This is a genomic window from Streptomyces sp. P17 (assembly GCF_032436805.1).
Lineage (GTDB): Bacteria > Actinomycetota > Actinomycetes > Streptomycetales > Streptomycetaceae > Streptomyces.
The window spans coordinates 42083-63107 of record NZ_JAVRBF010000046.1; the positions used below are offsets into that span (position 1 = coordinate 42083).

22 protein-coding genes and 1 tRNA gene are annotated in these 21025 nt (G+C 69.3%); 12 read left to right on the forward strand and 11 right to left on the reverse strand.

The window, feature by feature from the left end; all coding sequences use genetic code 11:
- Window positions 1-238 precede the first annotated feature (238 nt).
- Together RMT89_RS27350 and RMT89_RS27355 are read left to right on the forward strand one after the other, a co-directional pair.
- On the forward strand, window positions 239-913 hold the full coding sequence (locus RMT89_RS27350; protein ID WP_015658871.1) for a Crp/Fnr family transcriptional regulator: 675 nt from the start codon (window positions 239-241) through the stop codon (window positions 911-913).
- A gap of 136 nt (window positions 914-1049) precedes the next feature.
- Complete coding sequence (locus tag RMT89_RS27355; RefSeq protein ID WP_315886448.1) at window positions 1050-1868, forward strand: nucleotidyltransferase domain-containing protein; 819 nt, start codon at window positions 1050-1052, stop codon at window positions 1866-1868.
- A gap of 160 nt (window positions 1869-2028) precedes the next feature.
- On the opposite strand, the gene RMT89_RS27360 is transcribed toward RMT89_RS27355, so the two are convergent.
- The 4 genes from RMT89_RS27360 to RMT89_RS27375 form a co-directional block, all read right to left on the reverse strand.
- On the reverse strand, window positions 2029-2859 hold the full coding sequence (locus RMT89_RS27360) for an MBL fold metallo-hydrolase (protein ID WP_315886449.1): 831 nt from the start codon (window positions 2857-2859) through the stop codon (window positions 2029-2031).
- Window positions 2856-3734 carry an NUDIX hydrolase gene (locus RMT89_RS27365; RefSeq protein ID WP_315886450.1) on the reverse strand — a complete coding sequence of 293 codons (879 nt, stop codon included), beginning with the start codon at window positions 3732-3734 and terminating at the stop codon, window positions 2856-2858. Before RMT89_RS27365 ends, RMT89_RS27360 begins: the two co-directional genes overlap by 4 nt.
- A 293-nt stretch (window positions 3735-4027) precedes the next feature.
- A complete protein-coding gene (locus RMT89_RS27370) occupies window positions 4028-4495 on the reverse strand; it encodes a RidA family protein (RefSeq protein ID WP_315886451.1) in 468 nt (155 codons plus the stop codon).
- A complete protein-coding gene (locus RMT89_RS27375) occupies window positions 4492-4653 on the reverse strand; it encodes a DUF4177 domain-containing protein (protein ID WP_003975360.1) in 162 nt (53 codons plus the stop codon). The genes RMT89_RS27370 and RMT89_RS27375 overlap by 4 nt, the downstream gene beginning before the upstream one ends.
- A gap of 95 nt (window positions 4654-4748) precedes the next feature.
- Between RMT89_RS27375 and RMT89_RS27380 the strand changes: the two genes are divergently transcribed.
- On the forward strand, window positions 4749-5726 hold the full coding sequence (locus RMT89_RS27380) for an ArsA-related P-loop ATPase (protein WP_315886452.1): 978 nt from the start codon (window positions 4749-4751) through the stop codon (window positions 5724-5726).
- Window positions 5723-7135, forward strand: a complete 1413-nt coding sequence (locus RMT89_RS27385) for an ArsA family ATPase (protein WP_315886453.1) — start codon at window positions 5723-5725, stop codon at window positions 7133-7135. Before RMT89_RS27380 ends, RMT89_RS27385 begins: the two co-directional genes overlap by 4 nt.
- A gap of 13 nt (window positions 7136-7148) precedes the next feature.
- On the opposite strand, the gene wblA is transcribed toward RMT89_RS27385, so the two are convergent.
- Window positions 7149-7487: a transcriptional regulator WblA gene (gene wblA, locus RMT89_RS27390; RefSeq protein WP_067033339.1), complete on the reverse strand. Its 339-nt coding sequence runs from the start codon at window positions 7485-7487 to the stop codon at window positions 7149-7151.
- 407 nt (window positions 7488-7894) lie between these two features.
- Between wblA and RMT89_RS27395 the strand changes: the two genes are divergently transcribed.
- Window positions 7895-10189 (forward strand): transglycosylase domain-containing protein, encoded by a 2295-nt coding sequence (locus RMT89_RS27395; RefSeq protein ID WP_315886454.1) that lies wholly within the window; start codon window positions 7895-7897, stop codon window positions 10187-10189.
- 71 nt (window positions 10190-10260) lie between these two features.
- On the opposite strand, the gene RMT89_RS27400 is transcribed toward RMT89_RS27395, so the two are convergent.
- On the reverse strand, window positions 10261-10725 hold the full coding sequence (locus RMT89_RS27400) for a GatB/YqeY domain-containing protein (RefSeq protein WP_315886455.1): 465 nt from the start codon (window positions 10723-10725) through the stop codon (window positions 10261-10263).
- 109 nt (window positions 10726-10834) lie between these two features.
- Between RMT89_RS27400 and RMT89_RS27405 the strand changes: the two genes are divergently transcribed.
- The 7 genes from RMT89_RS27405 (at window position 10835) to RMT89_RS27435 (ending at window position 17302) form a co-directional block, all read left to right on the forward strand.
- Entirely contained in the window at window positions 10835-11764 is a 930-nt protein-coding gene (locus RMT89_RS27405) for a metallophosphoesterase (protein ID WP_315886456.1), read from the forward strand.
- Window positions 11765-12192: 428 nt separating this feature from the next.
- Window positions 12193-12990, forward strand: a complete 798-nt coding sequence (locus tag RMT89_RS27410; RefSeq protein ID WP_315886457.1) for a Pr6Pr family membrane protein — start codon at window positions 12193-12195, stop codon at window positions 12988-12990.
- Between the two features lie 33 nt (window positions 12991-13023).
- A tRNA-Pro gene (locus tag RMT89_RS27415) sits at window positions 13024-13097 on the forward strand.
- 243 nt (window positions 13098-13340) lie between these two features.
- On the forward strand, window positions 13341-14030 hold the full coding sequence (locus tag RMT89_RS27420; protein WP_315886458.1) for a DUF488 family protein: 690 nt from the start codon (window positions 13341-13343) through the stop codon (window positions 14028-14030).
- Window positions 14031-14118: 88 nt separating this feature from the next.
- Window positions 14119-14952: a hypothetical protein gene (locus RMT89_RS27425; protein WP_315886459.1), complete on the forward strand. Its 834-nt coding sequence runs from the start codon at window positions 14119-14121 to the stop codon at window positions 14950-14952.
- A gap of 432 nt (window positions 14953-15384) precedes the next feature.
- The gene (locus RMT89_RS27430) at window positions 15385-16104 is read left to right on the forward strand and encodes a hypothetical protein (protein ID WP_315886460.1); all 720 of its coding nucleotides are present in this window, start codon (window positions 15385-15387) and stop codon (window positions 16102-16104) included.
- A 418-nt stretch (window positions 16105-16522) separates the two neighbouring features.
- Window positions 16523-17302, forward strand: a complete 780-nt coding sequence (locus RMT89_RS27435) for a hypothetical protein (RefSeq protein ID WP_315886461.1) — start codon at window positions 16523-16525, stop codon at window positions 17300-17302.
- Window positions 17303-17406: 104 nt separating this feature from the next.
- Here RMT89_RS27435 and RMT89_RS27440 read toward each other — a convergent pair whose 3' ends face one another.
- From RMT89_RS27440 to RMT89_RS27460, 5 genes are all read right to left on the reverse strand, one after another.
- Complete coding sequence (locus RMT89_RS27440; protein ID WP_315886462.1) at window positions 17407-17859, reverse strand: DUF5615 family PIN-like protein; 453 nt, start codon at window positions 17857-17859, stop codon at window positions 17407-17409.
- Window positions 17856-18497: a DUF433 domain-containing protein gene (locus RMT89_RS27445; protein ID WP_315886463.1), complete on the reverse strand. Its 642-nt coding sequence runs from the start codon at window positions 18495-18497 to the stop codon at window positions 17856-17858. Before RMT89_RS27445 ends, RMT89_RS27440 begins: the two co-directional genes overlap by 4 nt.
- A 119-nt stretch (window positions 18498-18616) precedes the next feature.
- The gene (locus tag RMT89_RS27450) at window positions 18617-20134 is read right to left on the reverse strand and encodes a LacI family DNA-binding transcriptional regulator (protein WP_315886464.1); all 1518 of its coding nucleotides are present in this window, start codon (window positions 20132-20134) and stop codon (window positions 18617-18619) included.
- Between the two features lie 39 nt (window positions 20135-20173).
- Complete coding sequence (locus RMT89_RS27455; RefSeq protein ID WP_315886465.1) at window positions 20174-20539, reverse strand: helix-turn-helix domain-containing protein; 366 nt, start codon at window positions 20537-20539, stop codon at window positions 20174-20176.
- 75 nt (window positions 20540-20614) lie between these two features.
- Window positions 20615-20872: a helix-turn-helix transcriptional regulator gene (locus RMT89_RS27460; protein WP_315886466.1), complete on the reverse strand. Its 258-nt coding sequence runs from the start codon at window positions 20870-20872 to the stop codon at window positions 20615-20617.
- Window positions 20873-21025: the final 153 nt, after the last annotated feature.

Genomic DNA, 21025 nt, shown 5'->3' on the forward strand with positions numbered 1-21025 from the left:
TGGCCTGTGCTCTCACCGGCGATTTGGACACCCGGCCAGCCTAAAGCCCGACACTGACATCCGCCCCGAGCCCTGAAGATCGGCGCCCAATTGGACCCCTGCCGCTTACCTCGGGACACCTGTGCGGCATCCTTGTGACAGATCACACTGTTTGGACGGTCCGGCAAAATGGGGGGCACGGTCCCCTGGTACCAAGGGGGAGAAAGATCCCCTGAGCAGGTCGACAAGGAGAGAACTCGTGGACGACGTTCTGCGGCGCAACCCGCTCTTCGCGGCGCTCGATGACGAGCAGTCCGCGGAGCTCCGCGCCTCCATGAGTGAGGTGACCCTCGCGCGCGGCGACTCCCTCTTCCACGAGGGGGACCCCGGTGACCGGCTCTACGTCGTCACCGAGGGCAAGGTCAAGCTCCACCGCACCTCCCCCGACGGCCGCGAGAACATGCTGGCCGTGGTGGGCCCCGGCGAGCTGATCGGCGAGCTGTCGCTGTTCGACCCGGGCCCGCGTACGGCGACCGCCACCGCGCTGACCGAGGTCAAGCTGCTGGGTCTGGGCCACGGCGACCTCCAGCCCTGGCTGAACGCCCGCCCCGAGGTGGCCACCGCGCTGCTTCGCGCCGTCGCCCGCCGGCTGCGGCGCACCAACGACGCGATGTCCGACCTGGTCTTCTCGGACGTCCCCGGACGTGTCGCCCGAGCCCTGCTGGACCTCTCCCGCCGCTTCGGCGTGCAGTCCGAGGAGGGCATCCACGTCGTCCACGACCTCACGCAGGAGGAGCTGGCCCAGCTGGTCGGCGCGTCCCGCGAGACGGTCAACAAGGCTCTCGCCGACTTCGCCCAGCGCGGCTGGCTCCGCCTGGAGGCCCGCGCGGTGATCCTGCTGGACGTGGAGCGCCTCGCGAAGCGCTCGCGCTAGCCCGCACAGTCCACGTCAGGGGCCCCGCCGTTCGGTGGGGCCCCTGACGCGTGCGAGGCCCACGTTCGGCGCAGCCGGGCCCGCCGAGGACCGTAAATGACCTGCCGTGGGGCCGGTCCCCGGGCACAGTGAAGCCATGGCCGGAACTCTTCCCCGTCAGGGCCTCGACGCCCAGGGCTGCATCGAGCGCGAGGGCTCGCTCGCGCGGGTGCCCCACGACTTCCGTCCCGTCGTCGCCGCCGCGCGTGACCGGCTGCTCGATGTGTTCGGGGGGCGGATGCACAGCGCGTACCTCTACGGGTCCATTCCGCGCGGCACCGCGCGCGTGGGGCGCAGCGATCTCGATCTCCTGGTCGTGCTGCGCGCCGAGCCCACCGACGGGGACCGGGAGGACGCCCGGCTGCTCGGTGAGGCGCTCGACAAGGAGTTCCGGCGGATCGACGGGGTCGGCACGCTGCTGTACAGCAAGGCGCGCGTGCTGAGCGAACCGGAGCGGTACGACATGGGCTGGTTCGTGGCCTGCATGTGCACCCCGCTGCTCGGCGAGGACCTCGCCGAGTACCTGCCGCGCTACCGGCCCGACTCCCTGCTCGCCCGGGAGACCAACGGCGACCTCGCCCTCCTGCTGCCCCGCTGGCGCGAGCGGATCGCCGCCGCCGATTCGGACGAGGCCCGCAGGCCCCTCCTACGGTTCATGTCCCGCCATCTCGTCCGCACCGGATTCACGCTCGTCATGCCCCGCTGGAACGGCTGGACGAGCGACCTGACGGAGATGGCGGAGGCGTTCGGCCTGTACTACCCGGGGCGCGCGGAGCAGATGCGCGCGGCGGCGGTCCTCGGCTACGAGCCGACCAGCGATCCGGCCGTCCTGCGGTCGTACGTCGACGACCTGGGCCCCTGGCTCGCCGACGAGTACGCGCGCGTGCACGGCGTCAAAGCACCGCGCCCCGACTAGGGGGTGTTTTGAAAGTCCTGTGCGGTGCCCGCGGTGTTCGGTGCGTGCCCTCGGCGTGCCGGACGAAGGCCCTCGTACTGGACGTAATTGGGTCTTTGGCCGGTGCGGCGAGGTGCGTGCCGGGCGCCGTGGGTGCTGTGCGGGACTTTCAAAACACCCCCTAGATCAGCCCGTGCTCGCGCAGGTAGTCCAGCTGCGCCCGCACCGACAGCTCCGCCGCGGGCCACAGGGAGCGGTCCACGTCCGCGTAGACGTGCGCTACGACCTCCGCGGGCGTCCGGTAGCCGTCCTCGACCGCCGTCTCGACCTGGGCGAGGCGATGGGCGCGGTGGGCGAGGTAGAACTCGACGGCGCCCTGGGCGTCCTCCAGGACCGGGCCGTGGCCGGGGAGCACCGTGTGGACGCCGTCGTCGACCGTGAGCGAGCGCAGCCGTCGGAGCGAGTCCAGATAGTCGCCGAGGCGGCCGTCGGGGTGCGCCACGACCGTCGTGCCGCGCCCCAGGACGGTGTCGCCGGTCAGGACCGCCCGGTCGGCCGGGAGATGGAAGCACAGGGAGTCGGCGGTGTGGCCGGGCGTCGGTACGACCCTGAGCTCCAGGCCGCCGACACGCACCACTTGCCCGGCGCCGAGACCCTCGTCGCCGAGCCGCAGCGCCGGGTCCAGGGCCCGCACCTTGGTGCCGGTCAGGGCGGCGAAGCGGGCGGCGCCCTCGGCGTGGTCGGGGTGACCGTGCGTCAGCAGGGTGAGGGCGACACGCTTGCCGGCCTGCTCGGCGGTGTCGACGACGTGCCGCAGATGGCCTTCGTCGAGCGGGCCGGGGTCGACCACGACGGCGAGCTCGGAGTCGGGCTCGGACAGGATCCAGGTGTTCGTGCCGTCCAGGGTCATCGCGGAGGCGTTGGGCGCGAGGACGTTCACCGATCGCGGGGTGGCGGGGCCCGAGAGAACCCCGCCCCGCGGCTGGCCGGGAAGGGTGCTTGCGTCCGTCATGCGGGGGCTCCACCGGTCGGTTCGGTCGGGATGTGCTTGGTGAACTCGTCGTGGCCCGGCCAGGACAGCACGATCTCGCCCTCCTCCAGGCGAGCCCGCGCGAGGACGGGCGTCATGTCCCGCGCGGGGGCTGCGGCGAGCGCCTCGGCGGCCGTGGCGTAGGGGGCCAGCTGGCGCAGGGTGGCGATGGTGGGCGGCATCATCAGCAGCTCGCCCTTGTCGTACGACCGCGCGGCCTCCCGGGGCCGGATCCACACCGTGCGGTCGGCTTCCGTGGAGGCGTTGCGGGTGCGCTGGCCCTCGGGGAGGGCGGCGACGAAGAACCAGGTGTCGTAGCGGCGGGACTCGAACTCCGGGGTGATCCAGCGGGTCCACGCGCCGAGCAGATCCGAGCGCAGGACCAGGCCTCGGCGGTCCAGGAACTCGGCGAAGGACAGGTCACGGGCGACGAGAGCGGCGCGGTCGGCCTCCCAGTCGGCGCCTGTGGTGTCGCCGACGACGGAGTCGGGGGCCGGACCCGCGAGCAGGACGCCTGCCTCCTCGTACGTCTCGCGCACGGCCGCACAGACGATCGCCTGGGCGCCGTTCTCGTCGACGCCGAGGCGCTGCGCCCACCACGCGCGCGTGGGGCCCGCCCAGCGGACGTGGTGGTCGTCGTCGCGGGGGTCCACGCCACCGCCGGGGTACGCGTACGCGCCGCCGGCGAAGGCCATGGAGGCGCGTCTGCGGAGCATGTGCACGGCGGGGCCGGTGTCGGTGTCCTTCAGCAGCATGACCGTGGCCGCGCGCTTGGGGGACACCGGCGTGAGGGCCCCTTCCGCGAGCGCACGGATGCGGTCGGGCCACTCCGGGGGATACCACTGACCGTTCGCCATGTCCGGAGGCTATCTCGGGGCGCGCGGATGTTCGAGAGGTGCCTGAGGCGGGGGCGGCGGGGCGTGTCGCTGTGCCCTGCGCCGGAGCCGGCCTGGCGTGAGTGCGGCTGTGCCCCCGCCGGGGTCGACGTGGGAGGGTTTCGCTCGCCCGCGCCGGCGGGGGTGCCTCCCCCAGAGGGGGGACCCCCAGCGCCCACCCGTGCCGCCCCAGCGGCACGACTGCCCGCAGCGGCGGCACGTACAGGAGGCGGCCACGACTGCCCGCAGCGGCGCCTCTGCTACGGCGTACGAGGTCAGCCCCCGACCAGCTCCACCTGCACCTCGACCTCAACCGGTGCGTCCAGTGGCAGCACCGCGACGCCCACCGCGCTCCGGGCGTGGACGCCCTTGTCGCCGAGGACCTCGCCGAGGAGCTCGCTGGCGCCGTTGATCACACCCGGCTGGCCCGTGAAGTCCGACGCCGAGGCCACGAAACCCACGACCTTCACAACACGCGCGATGCGGTCCAGGTCACCGGCGACGGACTTGACCGCGGCGAGGGCGTTCAGGGCGCAGATGCGGGCGAGTTCCTTCGCCTCCTCCGGGGTGACCTCCGCGCCCACCTTGCCGGTGACCGGGAGCTTGCCCTGCACCATGGGGAGCTGGCCGGAGGTGTAGACGTACACGCCCGACTGCACGGCCGGCTGGTACGCGGCCAGCGGCGGCACGACCTCCGGCAGCGTCAGGCCCAGCTCGGCCAGACGGGCCTCCACCGCGTTCACGCCTGCTTCTCCCGCTTCAGGTAGGCCACCAGCTGCTCGGGGTTGTTCGGCCCGGGCACGACCTGGACGAGCTCCCAGCCGTCCTCGCCCCAGGTGTCCAGGATCTGCTTCGTGGCGTGGACGAGCAGCGGCACGGTTGCGTATTCCCACTTGGTCATGTGGCCGACTTTAGCCGCTGCCGTACCAGCCCTCGCGCACACGTTGTCCACAGCCTCCGGCGTGATCCGGCGGCCGACTGGTTAGGCTCGAAGACGTGAGCAGGCTCCAGGTCGTCAGCGGCAAGGGCGGGACCGGAAAGACCACGGTCGCCGCCGCGCTAGCACTCGCCCTCGCCACCGAGGGGAAGCGGGCGCTTCTCGTCGAGGTGGAGGGCAGGCAGGGCATCGCACAGCTCTTCGAGACGGAGGCGTTGCCCTATGAGGAGCGGAAGATCGCGGTCGCTCCAGGCGGCGGGGAGGTGTACGCCCTCGCCATCGACCCCGAACTGGCCCTTCTGGACTACCTCCAGATGTTCTACAAGATGGGCAGCGCCGGAAGAGCGCTCAAGAAACTCGGCGCCATCGACTTCGCCACCACCGTCGCCCCGGGCCTCAGGGACGTCCTGCTGACGGGCAAGGCCTGCGAGGCCGTACGGCGCAAGGACAAGAGCGGCCGGTTCGCGTACGACCATGTCGTCATGGACGCCCCGCCCACCGGCCGCGTCACCCGCTTCCTGAACGTCAACGACGAGGTCGCGGGGCTCGCCAAGATCGGCCCGATACACAATCAGGCTCAGGCCGTGATGCGGGTGCTGAAGTCCTCCGAGACCGCGGTGCACCTGGTGACGCTGCTGGAGGAGATGCCGGTCCAGGAGACCGCGGACGGGATCGCCGAACTGCGCGCGGCGCGGCTGCCGGTGGGCCGGGTCATCGTGAACATGGTGCGGCCCCAGGTGTTGGACGCGGCCGACCTGGAACTCGTACGCGGCACACCCCGTACGGCCATCGCGCAGTCCCTGTCGGCGGCCGGCCTCGGCGGGGCGCGGCGCGGCGGGCACGCGGAGCGGCTGGTGGACCCACTGCTGCGGCAGGCCGAGGAGTACGCCGAGCGGTACACGCTGGAGCACGAACAGCGGGGCGTCCTCAGTGAACTGGACCTCCCGATGCACGAACTGCCACTGCTCACCGAGGGAATGGACCTGGCAGGGCTGTACGAACTGGCCACCGAGCTGCGAGAGCAGGGGATGACATGAGTCCGGACGCCGCCCACGCCCACCATCACCTCTCCCCCGCGCGCTCTCTTGACGTCGATCCCCTGCTGGACGATCCGAAGACCCGCATCATCGTGTGCTGCGGCTCCGGTGGCGTCGGCAAGACCACCACCGCGGCGGCGCTCGGGCTGCGGGCCGCCGAGCGCGGCCGGAAGGTCGTGGTGCTCACCATCGACCCCGCGCGCAGGCTGGCGCAGTCCATGGGCATCGACTCGCTCGACAACACCCCTCGCCGCGTGAAGGGCGTCGAGGGGGACGGCGAACTGCACGCGATGATGCTCGACATGAAGCGCACCTTCGACGAGATCGTCGAGGCGCACGCGGACCCCGAGCGGGCGGCCGCGATCCTGGGCAACCCGTTCTACCAGTCGCTCTCGGCGGGCTTCGCGGGCACGCAGGAGTACATGGCGATGGAGAAGCTCGGCCAGCTCCGGGCGAAGGACGAGTGGGATCTCATCGTCGTGGACACGCCGCCGTCCCGTTCCGCGCTGGACTTCCTGGACGCGCCCAAGCGCCTCGGGTCGTTCCTCGACGGCAAGCTGATCCGGGTCCTGCTCGCCCCCGCGAAGGTGGGCGGACGCGCGGGGATGAAGTTCCTGAACGTCGGCATGTCGATGATGACCGGCGCCCTCGGCAAGCTGCTCGGCGGGCAACTGCTGAAGGACGTGCAGACGTTCGTGGCCGCGATGGACTCGATGTTCGGTGGCTTCCGTACGCGCGCGGACGCGACGTACAAGCTGCTCCAGGCGCCCGGGACGGCGTTCCTGGTGGTCGCGGCGCCGGAGCGGGACGCGCTGCGGGAGGCCGCGTACTTCGTGGAGCGGCTGGCCGCCGAGGACATGCCCCTCGCGGGTCTGGTGCTCAACCGTGTCCACGGCAGCGGCGCCGACCGGCTGTCGGCCGAGCGGGCGCTCGCCGCCGCGGAGAATCTTGATCTCGCGGAGGACCCCGCAGCCGATCTCGCGGAGGACCCCGCGGAGGACCCCCCGGGCGATCTCGCGGAGGACCCCGTCACGGAAAATCTTGAAGAGCCCCGCATTGTCGATCAGGGGGGCGGGAAAGCTGGACTTCGTAACTCTCCCGACACGTACGGCAGTTCAGAATCTCCCGCATCCGAGGCCGCCGAGGAAGGCTCCCCCGCCACCCAGGACACGGCCTTGGCGCAGCCCGTCGACCAGCTCACCGCAGGTCTGCTGAGGCTGCACGCGGACCGTATGCAGCTGCTCTCCCGCGAGCAGCGCACGCGTGACCGATTCACCGCGCTCCACCCCGAGGTGGCGGTGGCCGAAGTGGCCGCGCTGCCCGGTGATGTGCATGACCTCGCGGGGCTGCGGGACATCGGAAACCGGCTGGCGGCCGGCCGACCGGAGCTGCCCAACCCCGGGGCCTGACCGACCTGAGCCGTCAGCTCACCGCCGCGTAGTTCTCGTACACCTCGTCATCGTCGAGGGGCAGGATTCCCGCCCCGCGCTCGTACTCCGTACGAGCCGTCTCCAGCAGCCGGCGCCATGAGGTGACGGTGGGCCGCCTGCGCAGCAGTGCGCGGCGCTCCCGCTCCGTCATGCCTCCCCATACGCCGAACTCGACGCGGTTGTCGAGCGCATCAGCCAGACATTCAGTGCGTACCGGACATCCGGTGCACACCGCCTTGGCCCTGTTCTGCGCTGCTCCCTGAACGAACAGTTCATCCGGATCGGTAGTGCGGCAGGCCGCCTGCGCACTCCAGTCGGTTACCCAGCCCATACCGGCGCCGTCCTCTCCCGAATCGAGGCTCCCCCACGGCGGCAGCGGCATATTCACCGCCGCCAGTTGAGGACGTTACGGAAGGTGGACACAGCGCAACACCCCCAGCGGGCCCAATCTTGAATGGCCCGAACGGACTATGCGTAAGCGGCAGATCACCCGGGGGAGTGAGCTGGTGACATGCGTGATCATCCCGGCAAACCGGGGCAGTTCAGTTGAGTCACAACGGGCGCCAGGTGACACACAAGGCGGATTCGGACACGCGCCCATCAAAAATGTGATGGGCGACCGGAACGATTCGGGGTCGCCGGACGTATTGATACGTGGCCCTACTGCTGTGACAGTTGAGAGCAGCTTAGGCCAAGGCATATACGCGTGTCCGGCGAATGAGAACGTAGGCTGCCCTCATGCCAAAGAAGCGCTCGGGCGGTGGTCTGTCGCCAACGCAGCAGGCCGCCAAGTTCCTCGGTGTCAGTGTGCTCGCGGGAGCCGTCCTGGCAGGCATCGCGCTGCCCGCGATCGGTGCACTGGGGCTGGCGGCCAAGGGCTCGGTCGAGAGTTTCGACGAGCTGCCCGCCAACCTCAAGACGCCGCCGCTGAGTCAGCGCACCACGATCCTCGACGCCAAGGGCGGCACGATCGCCACGGTCTACTCGCGCGACCGCACCGTGGTCGACCTCAAGGACATCTCGCCATACATGCAGAAGGCGATCGTCGCGATCGAGGACGACCGCTTCTACCGGCACGGCGCGATCGACCTGAAGGGCGTCCTGCGCGCCCTCAACCGCAACGCGCAGAGCGGCGGGGTCGCCGAGGGCGCCTCCACGCTCACCCAGCAGTATGTGAAGAACGTCTTCGTGGAGGAGGCCGGCGACGACCCGACGAAGGTCGCGCAGGCCACCCAGCAGACCCTCGGCCGCAAGATCCGCGAACTGAAGTACGCGATCCAGGTCGAGGAGGAGCTCGGCAAGAAGAAGATCCTCGAGAACTACCTGAACATCACGTTCTTCGGCCAGCAGGCCTACGGCGTCGAGGCCGCCGCCCAGCGCTACTTCTCCAAGCCGGCGAAGGACCTCAAGGTCCAGGAGGCCGCGCTGCTCGCCGGCATCGTCCAGTCGCCCTCGCGCTACGACCCGGTCAACGACGAGGCCGAGGCTGTCAAGCGGCGCAACACCGTGCTGCAGCGCATGGCCGACGTCGGCGACATCTCCCAGGCGGAGGCCGCCAAGGCCGCGAAGAAGCCGCTGGGCCTGAAGGTCAGCAAGCCCAAGAACGGCTGCATCACCGCCGTGAAGGGCGCGGGCTTCTTCTGCGACTACGTCCGCGCGGCGTTCCTGGGCGACCCGGTCTTCGGCAAGTCCAAGGAGACCCGGGCCAAGATCTGGAACCAGGGCGGTCTGACCATTCGGACCACCCTCGACCCGCAGGCCCAGGAGTCGGTCCAGCAGTCGGTCAAGGACTACGTCAACCAGAGCGACGACGTGGCGACCGCGGCGACCATCGTCGAGCCCGGCACCGGCAAGATCCTCGCCATGGGCCAGTCCCGCCCGTACGGCTTCGGCAAGAACGAGACGCAGATCAACCTCTCCGTCGACGCGGCCATGGGCGGCGGCGCGGGCTACCAGCCCGGTTCGACGTTCAAGCCGATCGTGGCCGCGGCGGCGATCGAGGGCGGCATGCCCGCGAACAAGGTGTACGGGTCGCCGTACGAGATGGACTATCCGAGCCCGGTGGCGGCCTGCGACGGCAAGACCTGGAACGAGCAGGGCGTCTCGCTCACCAATGAGAACGAGTCCGAGGTCGGCCCGTACGACATGCGGGAAGCGACCGCGAAGTCGGTCAACACCTACTACGTCGAGATGATCAGCGACATCGGCATCTGCCCGGTGACGGAGATGGCCGAGAAGATGGGCGTCGAGCGCGCGGACGGCGGCAAGATGCAGCAGGCCCCCTCCATCGCCCTCGGCACCCAGGAGATGTCCCCGCTGACCATGGCGAACGGCTACGCCACCTTCGCCTCGCGCGGCATGTACTGCACGCCGATCGCCATCGAGTCCATCACCCAGCGCGTCGGCGGCAAGACCAAGTCGCTTGAGGTCCCGAAGTCGACCTGCTCGCGAGCGATGTCCGAGAAGACCGCCGACACCATAAACACCCTGCTGCGGGGCGTGGTCGAGGACGGTACGGGCCAGCAGGCGGGCCTCGGTGCCGGCCGCGCCAGCGCCGGTAAGACCGGTACGACGGACGAGCGGTACGCCGCCTGGTTCGTTGGCTACACCCCGAACATGGCCGGCGCCGTGTGGGTCGGCGACCCCGCGCACAAGCGGAAGATGCAGGACATCACCATCGGCGGCGTCTGGTACGAGAAGGTCTTCGGTGGCCAGGTGCCCGGCCCGATCTGGCGCGACATGATGACCGGCGCACTGGAGGGCCGTGAGGCGCCCGAGTTCAACCTCGTCGACATCCCGAGCAGCGACAAGGGCGACCGGGACCGCGGCGACGGTGACAACGACAACGGCAATGGCGACGAGAACGGCAACAACGGCAACGACAACGGTGGGCTGATCGGCGGTCTGGTCGACGGCGGTACGAGCACCGGAACCGATGGCGGTACGACCGTACCGACGCCGTCGTTCTCCATCCCGGAGGACTTCTTCCAGGGGCAGACGAACAACGGGAACGGGAACGGCGGGCGGGACTGAGGCCCGCTGGGACGCACTACGGCCCCTTTCCCTCTACGGAGGGAGAGGGGCCGTACGTCGTGAGTGGCTGGTCAGCCCGCGAGGAGCTTCTTCACCGCGGCGGCGACCCGGCCGCCCTCCGCCTGACCCGCGACCTTCGGGTTCACGATCTTCATGACCGCGCCCATGGCCCGCGGGCCCTCCGCGCCGGCCGCCCTGGCCTCCTCGACGGCCTGGGCGACGATCCGCTCCAGCTCCTCGTCGCTGAGCTGCTTGGGCAGGTACGCGGCGAGCACCTCGCCCTCCGCCTTCTCCCGCTCGGCCGACTCGGCACGACCACCCTGGGCGAAGGCGTCCGCGGCCTCACGCCGCTTCTTGGCCTCGCGGGTGATCACCTTCTGCACCTCGTCATCGGAGAGCTCGCGCTTCTCCCTGCCCGCGACCTCCTCTTTTGTGATCGCGGCGAGCGTCAGCCGGAGCGTCGAGGAGCGCAGCTCGTCGCGCTCCTTGATCGCGGCGTTGAGGTCTTCCTGCAGCTTCGACTTGAGCGTGGTCATGCGGTCGATTGTCGCAGGTACGAGGGAGAGAACGCCCACTGATTTCCCCGTGGGCCCCTTCAGAGGCGGCCGGGCACGGGAGTTGGGCGCGGTCTGACACGATGGAGGCATGCGCGCGCGATACGGAGTACCTCTGGGGATCGCGGCGGCTGGCGCCGCCGGTGTGTTGTATTCGGCCGGGTTCGAGGCCCGTTCCTTCCGCCTGCGACGGGTGACGGTCCCGGTGCTGCCGGCGGGGATGCGTCCGCTGCGCGTGCTTCAGGTCTCCGACATCCACATGGTGAGCGGGCAGCGCAAGAAGCAGCGCTGGCTGCGCTCGCTGGCCGGTCTGCGCCCCGACTTCGTGATCAACACGGGCGACAACCTCTCGGACCCCGAGGGCGTGCCGGAGGTCCTGGACGCGCTCGGCCCGCTGATGGAGTTCCCCGGGGCGTACGTTTTCGGCTCCAACGACTACTACGGCCCCAAGCTCCGTAACCCCGCCCGCTACCTGATCGAGAAGGCGCAGGGCAAGCACGGCCTCAACGGCAACCCGCCGGCCGTCGGCGCGATCCACAACCCGTGGGAGAACCTGCGGGACGGCTTCGACTCGGCGGGCTGGCTGAACCTCACCAACACGCGCGGCACGCTGAAGGTCGACGGGGTGGCGGTGGAGCTGACGGGCCTCGACGACCCGCACATCAAACGGGACCGGTACGCCGAGGTCGCGGGCGGCCCGTCGGGTACGGCGGACTTCTCGATGGGCGTGGTGCACGCGCCGTATCTCCGCGTCCTGGACGACTTCACGGCGGACGGCTACCCCCTGGTCCTGGCCGGCCACACGCACGGGGGCCAGCTGTGCATCCCCTTCTACGGCGCGCTGGTCACCAACTGCGACCTGGAAACGGAGCGGGTGAAGGGGCTGTCGACGCACACGGCGGACGGCCGTACGGCGTACCTCCACGTCTCGGCGGGCTGCGGGACGAACCGCTACACCCCGCTGCGCTTCGCGTGCCCGCCGGAGGTGACGTTGCTGACGTTGGTGGGGGCGGTGGGGTAGGGGGTGTGCCGGGGGTGGCGGGGCGGGCGGTGTGGGGCGGGGGGTATGGGTCGGGACCGGGTTGCTGACGTTGGTGGGGGCGGCCGGGCAGGGGTGTGCCGGCGTTCGAGGGCGCGGACGGCGGGCGCCGGAGGCCGCGCTGCTGACGCTGGTGGGCTGCCGGAGGCCAGGTTTGCTGACGCCGGCGTTCGAGGGCGCGGACGGGGAGGGCCGGAGGCCCGGCTGCTGACGCCGCTGGGCCCCGGAGGCCAGGTCGCTGACACCGGCGTTCGAGGGCGCGGACGGGGAGGGCCGGAGGCCCGGCTGCTGACGCCGGTGGGCTGCCGGAGGCCAGGTCGCTGACACCGGTGGCGCCGCCGCGGTAGGGGCGTAACCCGCACGGACCGCCCGTATGGTCCGTTTTGCCCCCTCTGTTTAGCGTGAGGGGCATGACCGCCCCCATACCCAGGGACATCCCGGATCTGCCCGCCGTGCCGGGCGTGCCCGCGCTGCTGCCCTCGCCCGTCCCCGCCACGGCCGTGGTGGAGCCCGTACGCCGCCGCCTGGCCGCCGCGTTCCGCCTACTGGTCGCCCTGGCGGCGGCCGGGGCGGTGACGATCGACCTCGTACTCAGCAGCCCCATGCGGCTGCTCAGCTACTTCACGATCCAGAGCAACATCCTGCTGGCGCTGGTCATGCTGCTGTCGGCCCGCCGAGCATGGGCGGCCCGCCGCCCTCTGGCGTCGAGCCTGACGGGTGCGACCTTGCTCTACGTGGCGACGACGGGCCTGGTGTACCACCTGCTCCTGGCGAACGCGTCGAGCCCGTTCTCGATGACGGGAGAGACGGCAGCGCCGACGGGCTGGCACGCGGTCACGAATCTCGTCCTGCACACGATCACCCCGATCGCGGCGGCCGTGGACTGGCTGCTGCTGACGGCACCGGGAAGCCTGCACGTACGCCAGGCGGCGACGTGGCTGTTGTATCCGCTGGCGTACCTGGCCTTCTCCCTGGTGCGAGCCGAACTCCTGCCGGCCGGCACGCCGGCCCGCTACCTGTACCCGTTCCTGGACGTGGACCTGCACGGCTACAAGAGCGTCCTGGGCAACGCCCTCCTCCTCGGCCTCTCCATCTACGCCCTGGCCATCCTCCTGGTCGCCCTGGACCACGCCCGCCCCAACCCGGTCCGCCATCGGGCCCACCACCGCGCCAAAACCGGATTTCGTCTCCAGCCACCGGTGGGCTAAAGTAAACGACGTCACCGCGACGAGCGGCGACATCGGGGTGTAGCGCAGCTTGGCAGCGCGCTTCGTTCGGGACGAAGAGGTCGTGGGTTCAAATCCCGCCACCCCGACAGTGAAGTACCAGGTCAGGGGCCTGATCCGCAGTGCGGGTCAGGCCCCTGATTGGTTCCTGGAGATCGCTTGGGAGAAATCTGGGAGAAGATCTTGGTCGGCTTCTCCCAGGAGCAGTCTCCAGTGCCGCAGGAAGAGCGGCGCCTACGCGCCCTCGGACCTGCGCGTTCGCGAATCCAGGGCTCGTAGCTGACCAGGAACGCCGCGGCGGGCCGCCCCAACGGTCGTTAGGAACACCGCGCATGGCAGATCATCGCTCAGCGTCTCCCCACGACCACGCCCGTGCGCTCGCCCAGCGGGTACGGGCGTTGCGGGAGGACCGCGGGTGGACGCGGGAACGGCTGGCCAAGGAGGCAGGCGTCGCCGTCGGGACGCTGGGCCGTCTGGAGAGCGAGGGAGCGATCCAGCCAGGTTTTTTCACCGTCGGCGCGGTGGCCGAGGCTCTTGCGGTCTCCCTCGATGATCTGTTCCGGACGGCCCGGGTCCCGCCCGTCACGCCCGGTCTCTGGTCAGCCGGATACGAAGGGCGGGACATCGAGTCGTTCGTCGCCTCGCTCGTCGACAGCCGCATCAGTGTCGTGGCGGACGTACGGCTCACCCCGATCAGCCGCAAGAAGGGCTTTAGCAAGACCCGCCTCGGGGAGGCTCTAGCCGAAGCCGGCATCGAGTACACGCACCTGCGTGGCCTGGGGAATCCCAAGGACAACCGGGAGCCCTTCTGGGACGGCCGCGTTGAAGTGGGCCGAGCGCGCTTCCGCGGCCTGCTGCGGTCCGAGGAGGCGCAGTCCGATCTCGATCGCCTCGCGGAACACGCCCGGTCGTCGCGAGTCGCGGTGCTGTGCTTCGAGAAGGACGAGAGCCGCTGCCACCGGCAGGTCGTCCTGGAAACGGTTCGCAGCCGGGTCTCAGTGCCGGTGAATCCCCTGGCCTGACTTCGTCCCCGGCTTTCGCACGCGCCCTTGCCAGCGGTGCATGCCTCTCTTCCAATCGGATCGGGGAGACCGATGGAGGGGGCATGTCATGGCGTCGTCGGCATTCGGGAAACGGCAACGCGCACGGATCATGATCACGGTCAAGACGTATCCAGAGCTGTCCAACAAGTACCGCGAGACCAGCTGCGTGGCCGGCATACGCCTGGACCAGGGCGAGCCGCAGCACGTACGGCTCTTCCCGGTGCCCTTCCGGCTTCTGAGCGAGGAAGCCCAGTTCTCCAAGTACTCGATCATCGAAGTCGACGTCGAACCGCATCGTCCGGAGCGGGACTCCCGCCCGGAGAGTCTCCGGCCCGACCTCGACACGTTGGAAATCGTGGGTGAGGTACCGTCCGACGGCGGCTGGAAGAAGCGATACCGGTATGTGGAGCCGCTGATCGCCCCGTCGCTCTGCGCCATCAAGCGGGATCAGGACAAGCGAGGAACGTCGCTCGGCGTCTTCCAGCCCGCCGAGATCACCCGCTTCCGGCTGGAGTCCGCCGAGCCCTGGTCCGTCTCCAAGGCCGCCCTGGCCGACCAACTCGACCTGTTCGAGCAGGAACTGAATCCGCTGGAGTGGGTGCCGCTCGACTTCCGCTACAGCTTCCACTGCGCCGACGACGACTGTCCGACCCACGACATGGGGCTGAAGGACTGGGAGGCCGGCCAGTCGTACCGCAAGTTCCTGCGCAAGTACGGCGAGCGTGGGGTCCGTGAGGCACTGCGCGAGACTTGGTACGACCGGATGTGCGCCCCGAACCGGGCCGTCCACTTCTTTGTCGGCAACATCGCGGCCCATCCCAAGACCTTCATGCTGCTGGCTGTCTTCTACCCGGAGCGGAAGGTCGTCGAGTACGTGCAGGACAGTCTGTTCGGTGACTGACGCGCCTGCCGGAAATTCAGGCGGACTTGCTGTGCTGCTGCGCGTCGCTCACTTCTGACGCCCCCCGACTCTGGGGAGGGCTGACCTGGACAAAGCAGCCTTACACCCCCAACGGGACCTGCGGGCTCTGGCCCGCGGCGAAGTCCCGCTCACCCATGACAGGCTGAACCAGCTCACTCACGGAGGGACCTGGCGCCACTACGCCCCTGGCGACCTCTCACGGTGGCCAAGAGCCCTCAATAGCCGAGGTCGTCAGTTCTACATGGCCGCTACCCGGCAACTGTGCTCCGCCGGAACCGTCGACCGCGGCCACCACTCCCCGCGCCGAAACGCGATGGGGGTAGATCTATTCACGCCGGACCCCACGTTGGTATATCTGGGTGGCAGTAGGGGGTGGCTGGCCACTTCCGCCGTGCCGGAAGGTCGGGCATCTTGAATACCGCACCCATATGCGGTTACTGCCGCCAGATCGTCGAACTCCGGAGCGGGATCATCACCCCGCATTGGAGAGAGGATTTCTCTTCTTCCCTGTGTCCTGCGTCCTACCGCGAGTCCACCCATGTCCGCTGGCTGAGGGGCGAAGAGTTAGAGCGCTACCAGCTCAACCGGGCGGGGAAGGCCAACCGCCGCCGCCAGCAGCTTCGGGCCACCCACGACGCTGCCCGCCGCGCCATGAACCCCTACGACGACGACCCGGTTCCAGCGCCGGAATTGCTCCCCATGCACGAAGGTCGCCGCTACGTGGCCGTCATGCTTCCCGGCTCGGGCCCGGCAGATGTGTGGCTCCCGGGCAAGACCCGAGGGGAACAGCGGCGCTTCATCGGCCGCTTCCTGCCGAGCACACACGGCCTCAGGTGGAACGAGAAGCGGGGCTGCTGGAGTGTGCCTACCCGTCACTTCCTCGAGCTGGCTCGGCACCTGCTGCGCTATAACCAGGTGATCATGCTTGGGCGTGAGTTCAACCCGATCGAGAAGTGCAACGGAGCCTGCCGTCACGCAGCAGGCCCCGACTGTCAGTGCTCATGCCGGGCGAAGTATCACGGTCGAGGGCAATGGAAGGCAGGATGGATCGAGGTAAATGAGTTCGACACCGACTACCGCGGGGACTCTTGGCACTGGACCATCTTCACCCGCAATACCGACAGGCAGTAGCACCTCGATCAGAAGCCCGAAGCACCTGGCGAAATGCCCACACCACAGGTGCACCGCAGCGATCCGCCATTTCGTCCTCCAGGCCCCAGCTACGGTGGTCGCCAGATGGCTCGGCCACAAACGACACCACCGCCCGGCTCGCCGAAGAGGCCGGAGGAGCCTGGCGGCACTATGCAGGGGGCAACCGCCGACTACTGCGAGCACATCCTCGACCACCCCACGGACGACACTATCGAAGACCACCTCACCAGGCATGAAACAACTGCCCCATCACCGAACGCTACGTCCTCGACCTCGCCTACACCCGCGAACCCGAACCCGTCGATGAAGACGACCTCTGCAATCCGTAGGTACCTGTGCGACAGCCGCCTCGAGAGACCCGCCTCGATGACTGCGAACGCTGGCATGATGCGCGCTCATGGGGACGAGAGACGACAGTGACGAGGCGTACGTAGTCGGCTTGTGCAACCAGGTGCTGGGCGAGACCGCACTGACCCAGCACAAGTTCGACTGGCTGCAGGGCGACCCTGGGACGGGCGGCCGACGTGCCAAACTGCCGGTCGACGCCTACTGGCCCGGTCACCAACTCGTGGTCGAGTACCGGGAACTCCAGCACGACCAGCCCATGCCCCACTTCGACAAGCCCGACAGGCTCACTGTCAGCGGCGTCCACCGGGGCGAGCAGCGGGCGATGTACGACGCCCGGCGTGATACCGAGATTCCCGCGCACGGACTGCGGCTGATCGTGATCCGGCCGGCCGACCTCGATGCGGACGGTCGCGGACGACTGCGCCGTAACCAGGAGGCGGACCTGGCCGCGCTGAAGAGGATCCTGGCACGCCCCAGCGACGAGGACCGGGTCACCGACGCCTTCCGTACGTGGCTTCTTGCCGAGGGCTGGACACCGGTTGATCCCACGGACCGTTGGACCGATCTCGAAGCCGTGCGTGGCGATGAGCGGCTGATCTGCGAAGCCAAGGGCCGCACCAGTGAGAAGGGAATCGACGCCGACATCGCCTACGGGCAGTTGATGCGGCGGATGACGTCGAGCCAGGAACTCTACACGCGGTACGCGCTGGTGGTGCCGTCCTCGTCCGTGAAGGCCGTCGAGCGCGTTCCGGGGCATGTTCGCAAGCTGTTGCGCATTGACGTGTACGAGGTGACGGACGACGACGTGGTACGCCGACTGCCGGCATAGAGGGTTCCCGTCCCGGACCGCTGCGCCCCAGTGCAAGACGGTCAGCCGCAAGACAGCCAGTTCGGTGGCGGTTCGCGGCGCTGACGCCGTCGGGCGCCCTGGGCTCAGGATGTGGGCCAGTGCTTCGGCGGTGATGCCTTCGGGTCGGTGATCTGCAGACGGTTGTGGCGCGAGGGGTCGACGGCCGTGAGGGACACCAGCCGCTGCCCGTCGGCTCCTTCGAGTTCGGCAATGGCGTGCGGCAACGCGGCACACACGGTGGCTATCGCGGTGCCGAGGCCGACCAGGCCGCCGTGCTTGTTGTTCTGGCGGTACTGGATGCGGTGGAGTCCCGACCGCGCGATCGCCTCGACTTCCATGGGCCGGTTCAGTTGCTTGGCGTCATTGGTGATGATCGCCTGGAAGCCCTCCGTCTTGGCCTTCGCGTACAGCTCGATGTCCTTCGTGCCGGCCCAACCGTCCAGCTCATGGACGTGCACCACGTCGTGCGCGGTGAGGAGAATGCGCACGATCTCTGCCATGGGCCTGGGGACGTTCTCGTCGAGCAGCAGCTTCAAGCGACAACCTGCCGAGAGCCATCGACGTAGCTGTCCACGTAGTCGCTGAAATCGACCGCGTCGCGTGCAGCGGCAGCACTGACTCCTGGGTAGAAGTCGCTAACCCGGTCCGGGGGGACACCGTCCCTCACCAGGGCAGCCACCTCAGCCGCCGGGATCCGTGTCCCTTCGATGACCGGCTCACCGCCACGCACCGCGGAGTCGACGGCGACGTGGTCACGCGGCTTCAGCAGGTCCGGAATGTGGCGGCCGTCCTTGTAGAAGGGCGCGAGCACGTCCACCAACTGGTGGATGACCACGTTCCCGCCTCTGATCAGATCGACTGCCTGCTCGGGCTCCGCAAGGTAGATCGTGTCCGGTCCCGCGACGAGCACGTAGGAGGACAGGTGCGCACGCTCGCCCAGGTCCTCCCGGAGTGCGTCCACGGCCCTGCGGATCTTCTGCAGTGATGTCTCCTTGCGGAGCTTCACGCAGGCCCGCAGCGCCACCACGTCACGGAAGGAGTACAGGATCGGGCGTGAGTCGGAGATCTCCGGCACGAGGAGCGCGCCCTGCTTGCCGGAAGCGCGGCGCCAGTGGGAGAGCTGCCGCAGTGTGGCACCGGAAAGGGCCGCGGCGAGCTTGGGCTCATACGACACCGCGTTCCTCCTCTCCGCCCCCATCGGATCTTTGGTGACCGTACTCCATTCTCGTGCCTTCCGCCGAGATCGGAAAAGACGGGCTCCGTTCGGGGTAATCGGAGCCCGTCTCCCGACCATCAGACCATCGTCGTGGCACGAGCGCGCAGTAGCCGATCGAGTACGGCGACCGGCGAGCGCGGGTGCAGGTTCCGACGGACGTCGAGCGCTGCTTCCCACTGCTCAGTCAGGCCGACCTTGAGACGCTCACGCATGCCAGGGGTCACGTGGGCGTACCGCGCCGAGACCGAGCCGTCGATGTGGCCCATGCGCTCGTCCATCAGCACCTTCTCGGTGCCGAGGTCCTCCATGTGCGTGCGGTGTGAGTGGCGCAGGCCATGCGGGGTGAGCCCTCTGGCGATGGGCAGCCAGCAGGCGTCGGCCCGGCCTTGGGAGTTGCGGCCACGGACCGGGACGCCGGGCCAAGGCTCGCCGAGCAGTGGGACCGGGCGGGCCTCCTGAGGTGCTTTCTTCGGGTACCAGCCGGAGCTGGCGGGCGCGAACAGCCAGGTGGCGAAGCCGTTGCGGCGCCAGTGGGCGGCGTTCTCCGTCGGAATAAAGCCGCGGACGAAGTTCAGCTCGGTGACGGCGAGTTCGACGCGGTCGCGGGTGTCCTGCCGTACGCGCTCCGGGTGGTTGAGGACGTTGGACACCGTGCCGGTGGAGACGCCTGCGCGGCGGGCGACGTCCACCAGCTTCGCACCGGTGTGTCCGCCGGTGCGGGCGGTGCCCTGGCCGCGGAAGACGTAGCGCTTTCCGTGGCAGGGGCACGGCGTCGGCTTCGAACGGGCGATGTGGTCGGCGACCAGGGCCGACAGCCAGTCCATCGCGTCGATGGTGCGGTAGCTGTCGTCCTTGGGCGGGCAGCGGATCAGCTCGCCCGAGTCCAGTTCATACAGCTGGTGTTCCACGCGTATGGCGCCGGGCCGGGCGAACTCGGTTTCCAGGCCGACGATTTCGCCCCACCGCATCCCTGTGTAGCCCTTGAGGATCACGGCGACGAACTCGTCGTCACGGCCGGACAGCAGGGCCGCGCGTTCGGCGATGAGGAGCAGACCGAGGGGGTCGGTGATCACCTTCTCCGGGCCGCGGTCGCGGGAGCGGCCGGCGCGTTTGCCGCGCCCGCGCCGCTTCGCTGCGGGGTTGGAGGCGATGAGGCCCTCGTCCACGGCGTCTTCCAGGATGAGGTGGAGCGTCGAGCGCCACGTCTTGACGCTGGATGCCGCGTAGGCGGCCTTCTCGCGCTTCTCCCAGGTGTCCACGTCCGTGCGGAGGATGCCGGCAAGGGCCTTGCCCTCGAACTCGGGGAGCAGGTGCTCCTCGATGTGGCGCCGGTAGTTCTGCATGGTGGACGCGGCCAGGTCCTGGGCGTCGTACCAGCGGCTGGCGTACTCGCCGAAGGTCTCCTGACCGGCCGCCGGATCGCGCCAGGTGCCGCGCCGGACCTTGGCCTCTTCCTCATCGGCGGCATGCTTGGCCTCCCGCTTGGTGGCGAACTTGACCACCGCGCCCGTCGGGTCGACGACGGTGCCGTACTTGCCCTCGCTGACCTTGTACCTGCCGCGCCAGTAACTGCCGCGCTTCTCGGCGAAGCCCACGCCTCTCGCTCGCTCCTTTCCTGCGTCTGCTGTGTCGTACTAGGCGGCGGTGCCGTACTGGGACCTACGGGGCGGGCGGGCGCGAAGACGTGGCGATGCGCTGGACTGACGGACGGCTCGCTGAGGTGCTGTGGTCCGCTCGGCCTGGGGCATCTGTGACGGGCTGCGCGGTGCTGCCTGCGTCGGCGTCTCCTCGTGGATGCGGATGATCTCGGCGAGGTGGTCCGCGGTGAAGCGGTAGGAGCGGCCGACCCGCATGTGCGGGATCAGGCGGCGGCGTGCGCGGTCCTTGACCCACCACGCCGAGCAGCCGAGGGTCTCGGCGATCTCCTCGGGGCGGTAGAGGCGGGGCAAGGGGGCTTCGCCTTCGGCGCGGCGAGGGAGGCGCGCAGGGGCAGGGGGCATCGCGGGGTGGTGCAAGGGGGCGGGGTCCTTACGTGGTGGTGGGCTTACCTGGTCAGCAGTGCTGGGATCGCCGCTTCAAAGAGCGCTCGGCCCCTGCAAGAGCACGAGGGGCGAGACGAGAAGGGCTTCGGCAATGGCGACGAGGTCGTCGACGTCGCAGCGCCGCTGGGCACGTTCGATTCGGGACAGCATCATGTTGGACATCGGACGGCCAAGGGCCGTGACGCGGTCGGCCAACTGACGCTGGGCGAGACCGCGTTCGGTACGGAAGATTTCGATGGTGTGGGCGGTCCGTATTCCTGCCGGACCCATTTCCAGAGAACGTGCTGCCATAGCTCCAGTTGTAGCGCGCATTCGCCGGTTTGGTTAACCGGCGATCGTCGGCTATGTTGCGCCCGCTTGGTCAGCGAGCAGGGCGAAATTCCAGTCCCCACTCTGATGTCGAGCGACCTCGCGCAGACACCTCGATGCACTTCTGACGTGGGG

Coding starts and splice junctions, on each gene's coding strand:
- RMT89_RS27400 (WP_315886455.1), bottom strand. CDS start 10,725: ATGACCACGCTCAAGTCGAAGCTGCAGGAAGACCTCAACGCCGCGATC.
- RMT89_RS27375 (WP_003975360.1), bottom strand. CDS start 4,653: ATGACCAAGTGGGAATACGCAACCGTGCCGCTGCTCGTCCACGCCACG.
- RMT89_RS27385 (WP_315886453.1), top strand. CDS start 5,723: ATGAGTCCGGACGCCGCCCACGCCCACCATCACCTCTCCCCCGCGCGC.
- RMT89_RS27460 (WP_315886466.1), bottom strand. CDS start 20,872: ATGGCAGCACGTTCTCTGGAAATGGGTCCGGCAGGAATACGGACCGCC.
- RMT89_RS27365 (WP_315886450.1), bottom strand. CDS start 3,734: ATGGCGAACGGTCAGTGGTATCCCCCGGAGTGGCCCGACCGCATCCGT.
- wblA (WP_067033339.1), bottom strand. CDS start 7,487: ATGGGCTGGGTAACCGACTGGAGTGCGCAGGCGGCCTGCCGCACTACC.
- RMT89_RS27410 (WP_315886457.1), top strand. CDS start 12,193: ATGACCGCCCCCATACCCAGGGACATCCCGGATCTGCCCGCCGTGCCG.
- RMT89_RS27435 (WP_315886461.1), top strand. CDS start 16,523: ATGGGGACGAGAGACGACAGTGACGAGGCGTACGTAGTCGGCTTGTGC.
- RMT89_RS27355 (WP_315886448.1), top strand. CDS start 1,050: ATGGCCGGAACTCTTCCCCGTCAGGGCCTCGACGCCCAGGGCTGCATC.
- RMT89_RS27405 (WP_315886456.1), top strand. CDS start 10,835: ATGCGCGCGCGATACGGAGTACCTCTGGGGATCGCGGCGGCTGGCGCC.
- RMT89_RS27395 (WP_315886454.1), top strand. CDS start 7,895: ATGCCAAAGAAGCGCTCGGGCGGTGGTCTGTCGCCAACGCAGCAGGCC.
- RMT89_RS27455 (WP_315886465.1), bottom strand. CDS start 20,539: ATGCCCCCTGCCCCTGCGCGCCTCCCTCGCCGCGCCGAAGGCGAAGCC.
- RMT89_RS27360 (WP_315886449.1), bottom strand. CDS start 2,859: ATGACGGACGCAAGCACCCTTCCCGGCCAGCCGCGGGGCGGGGTTCTC.
- RMT89_RS27425 (WP_315886459.1), top strand. CDS start 14,119: ATGGCGTCGTCGGCATTCGGGAAACGGCAACGCGCACGGATCATGATC.
- RMT89_RS27420 (WP_315886458.1), top strand. CDS start 13,341: ATGGCAGATCATCGCTCAGCGTCTCCCCACGACCACGCCCGTGCGCTC.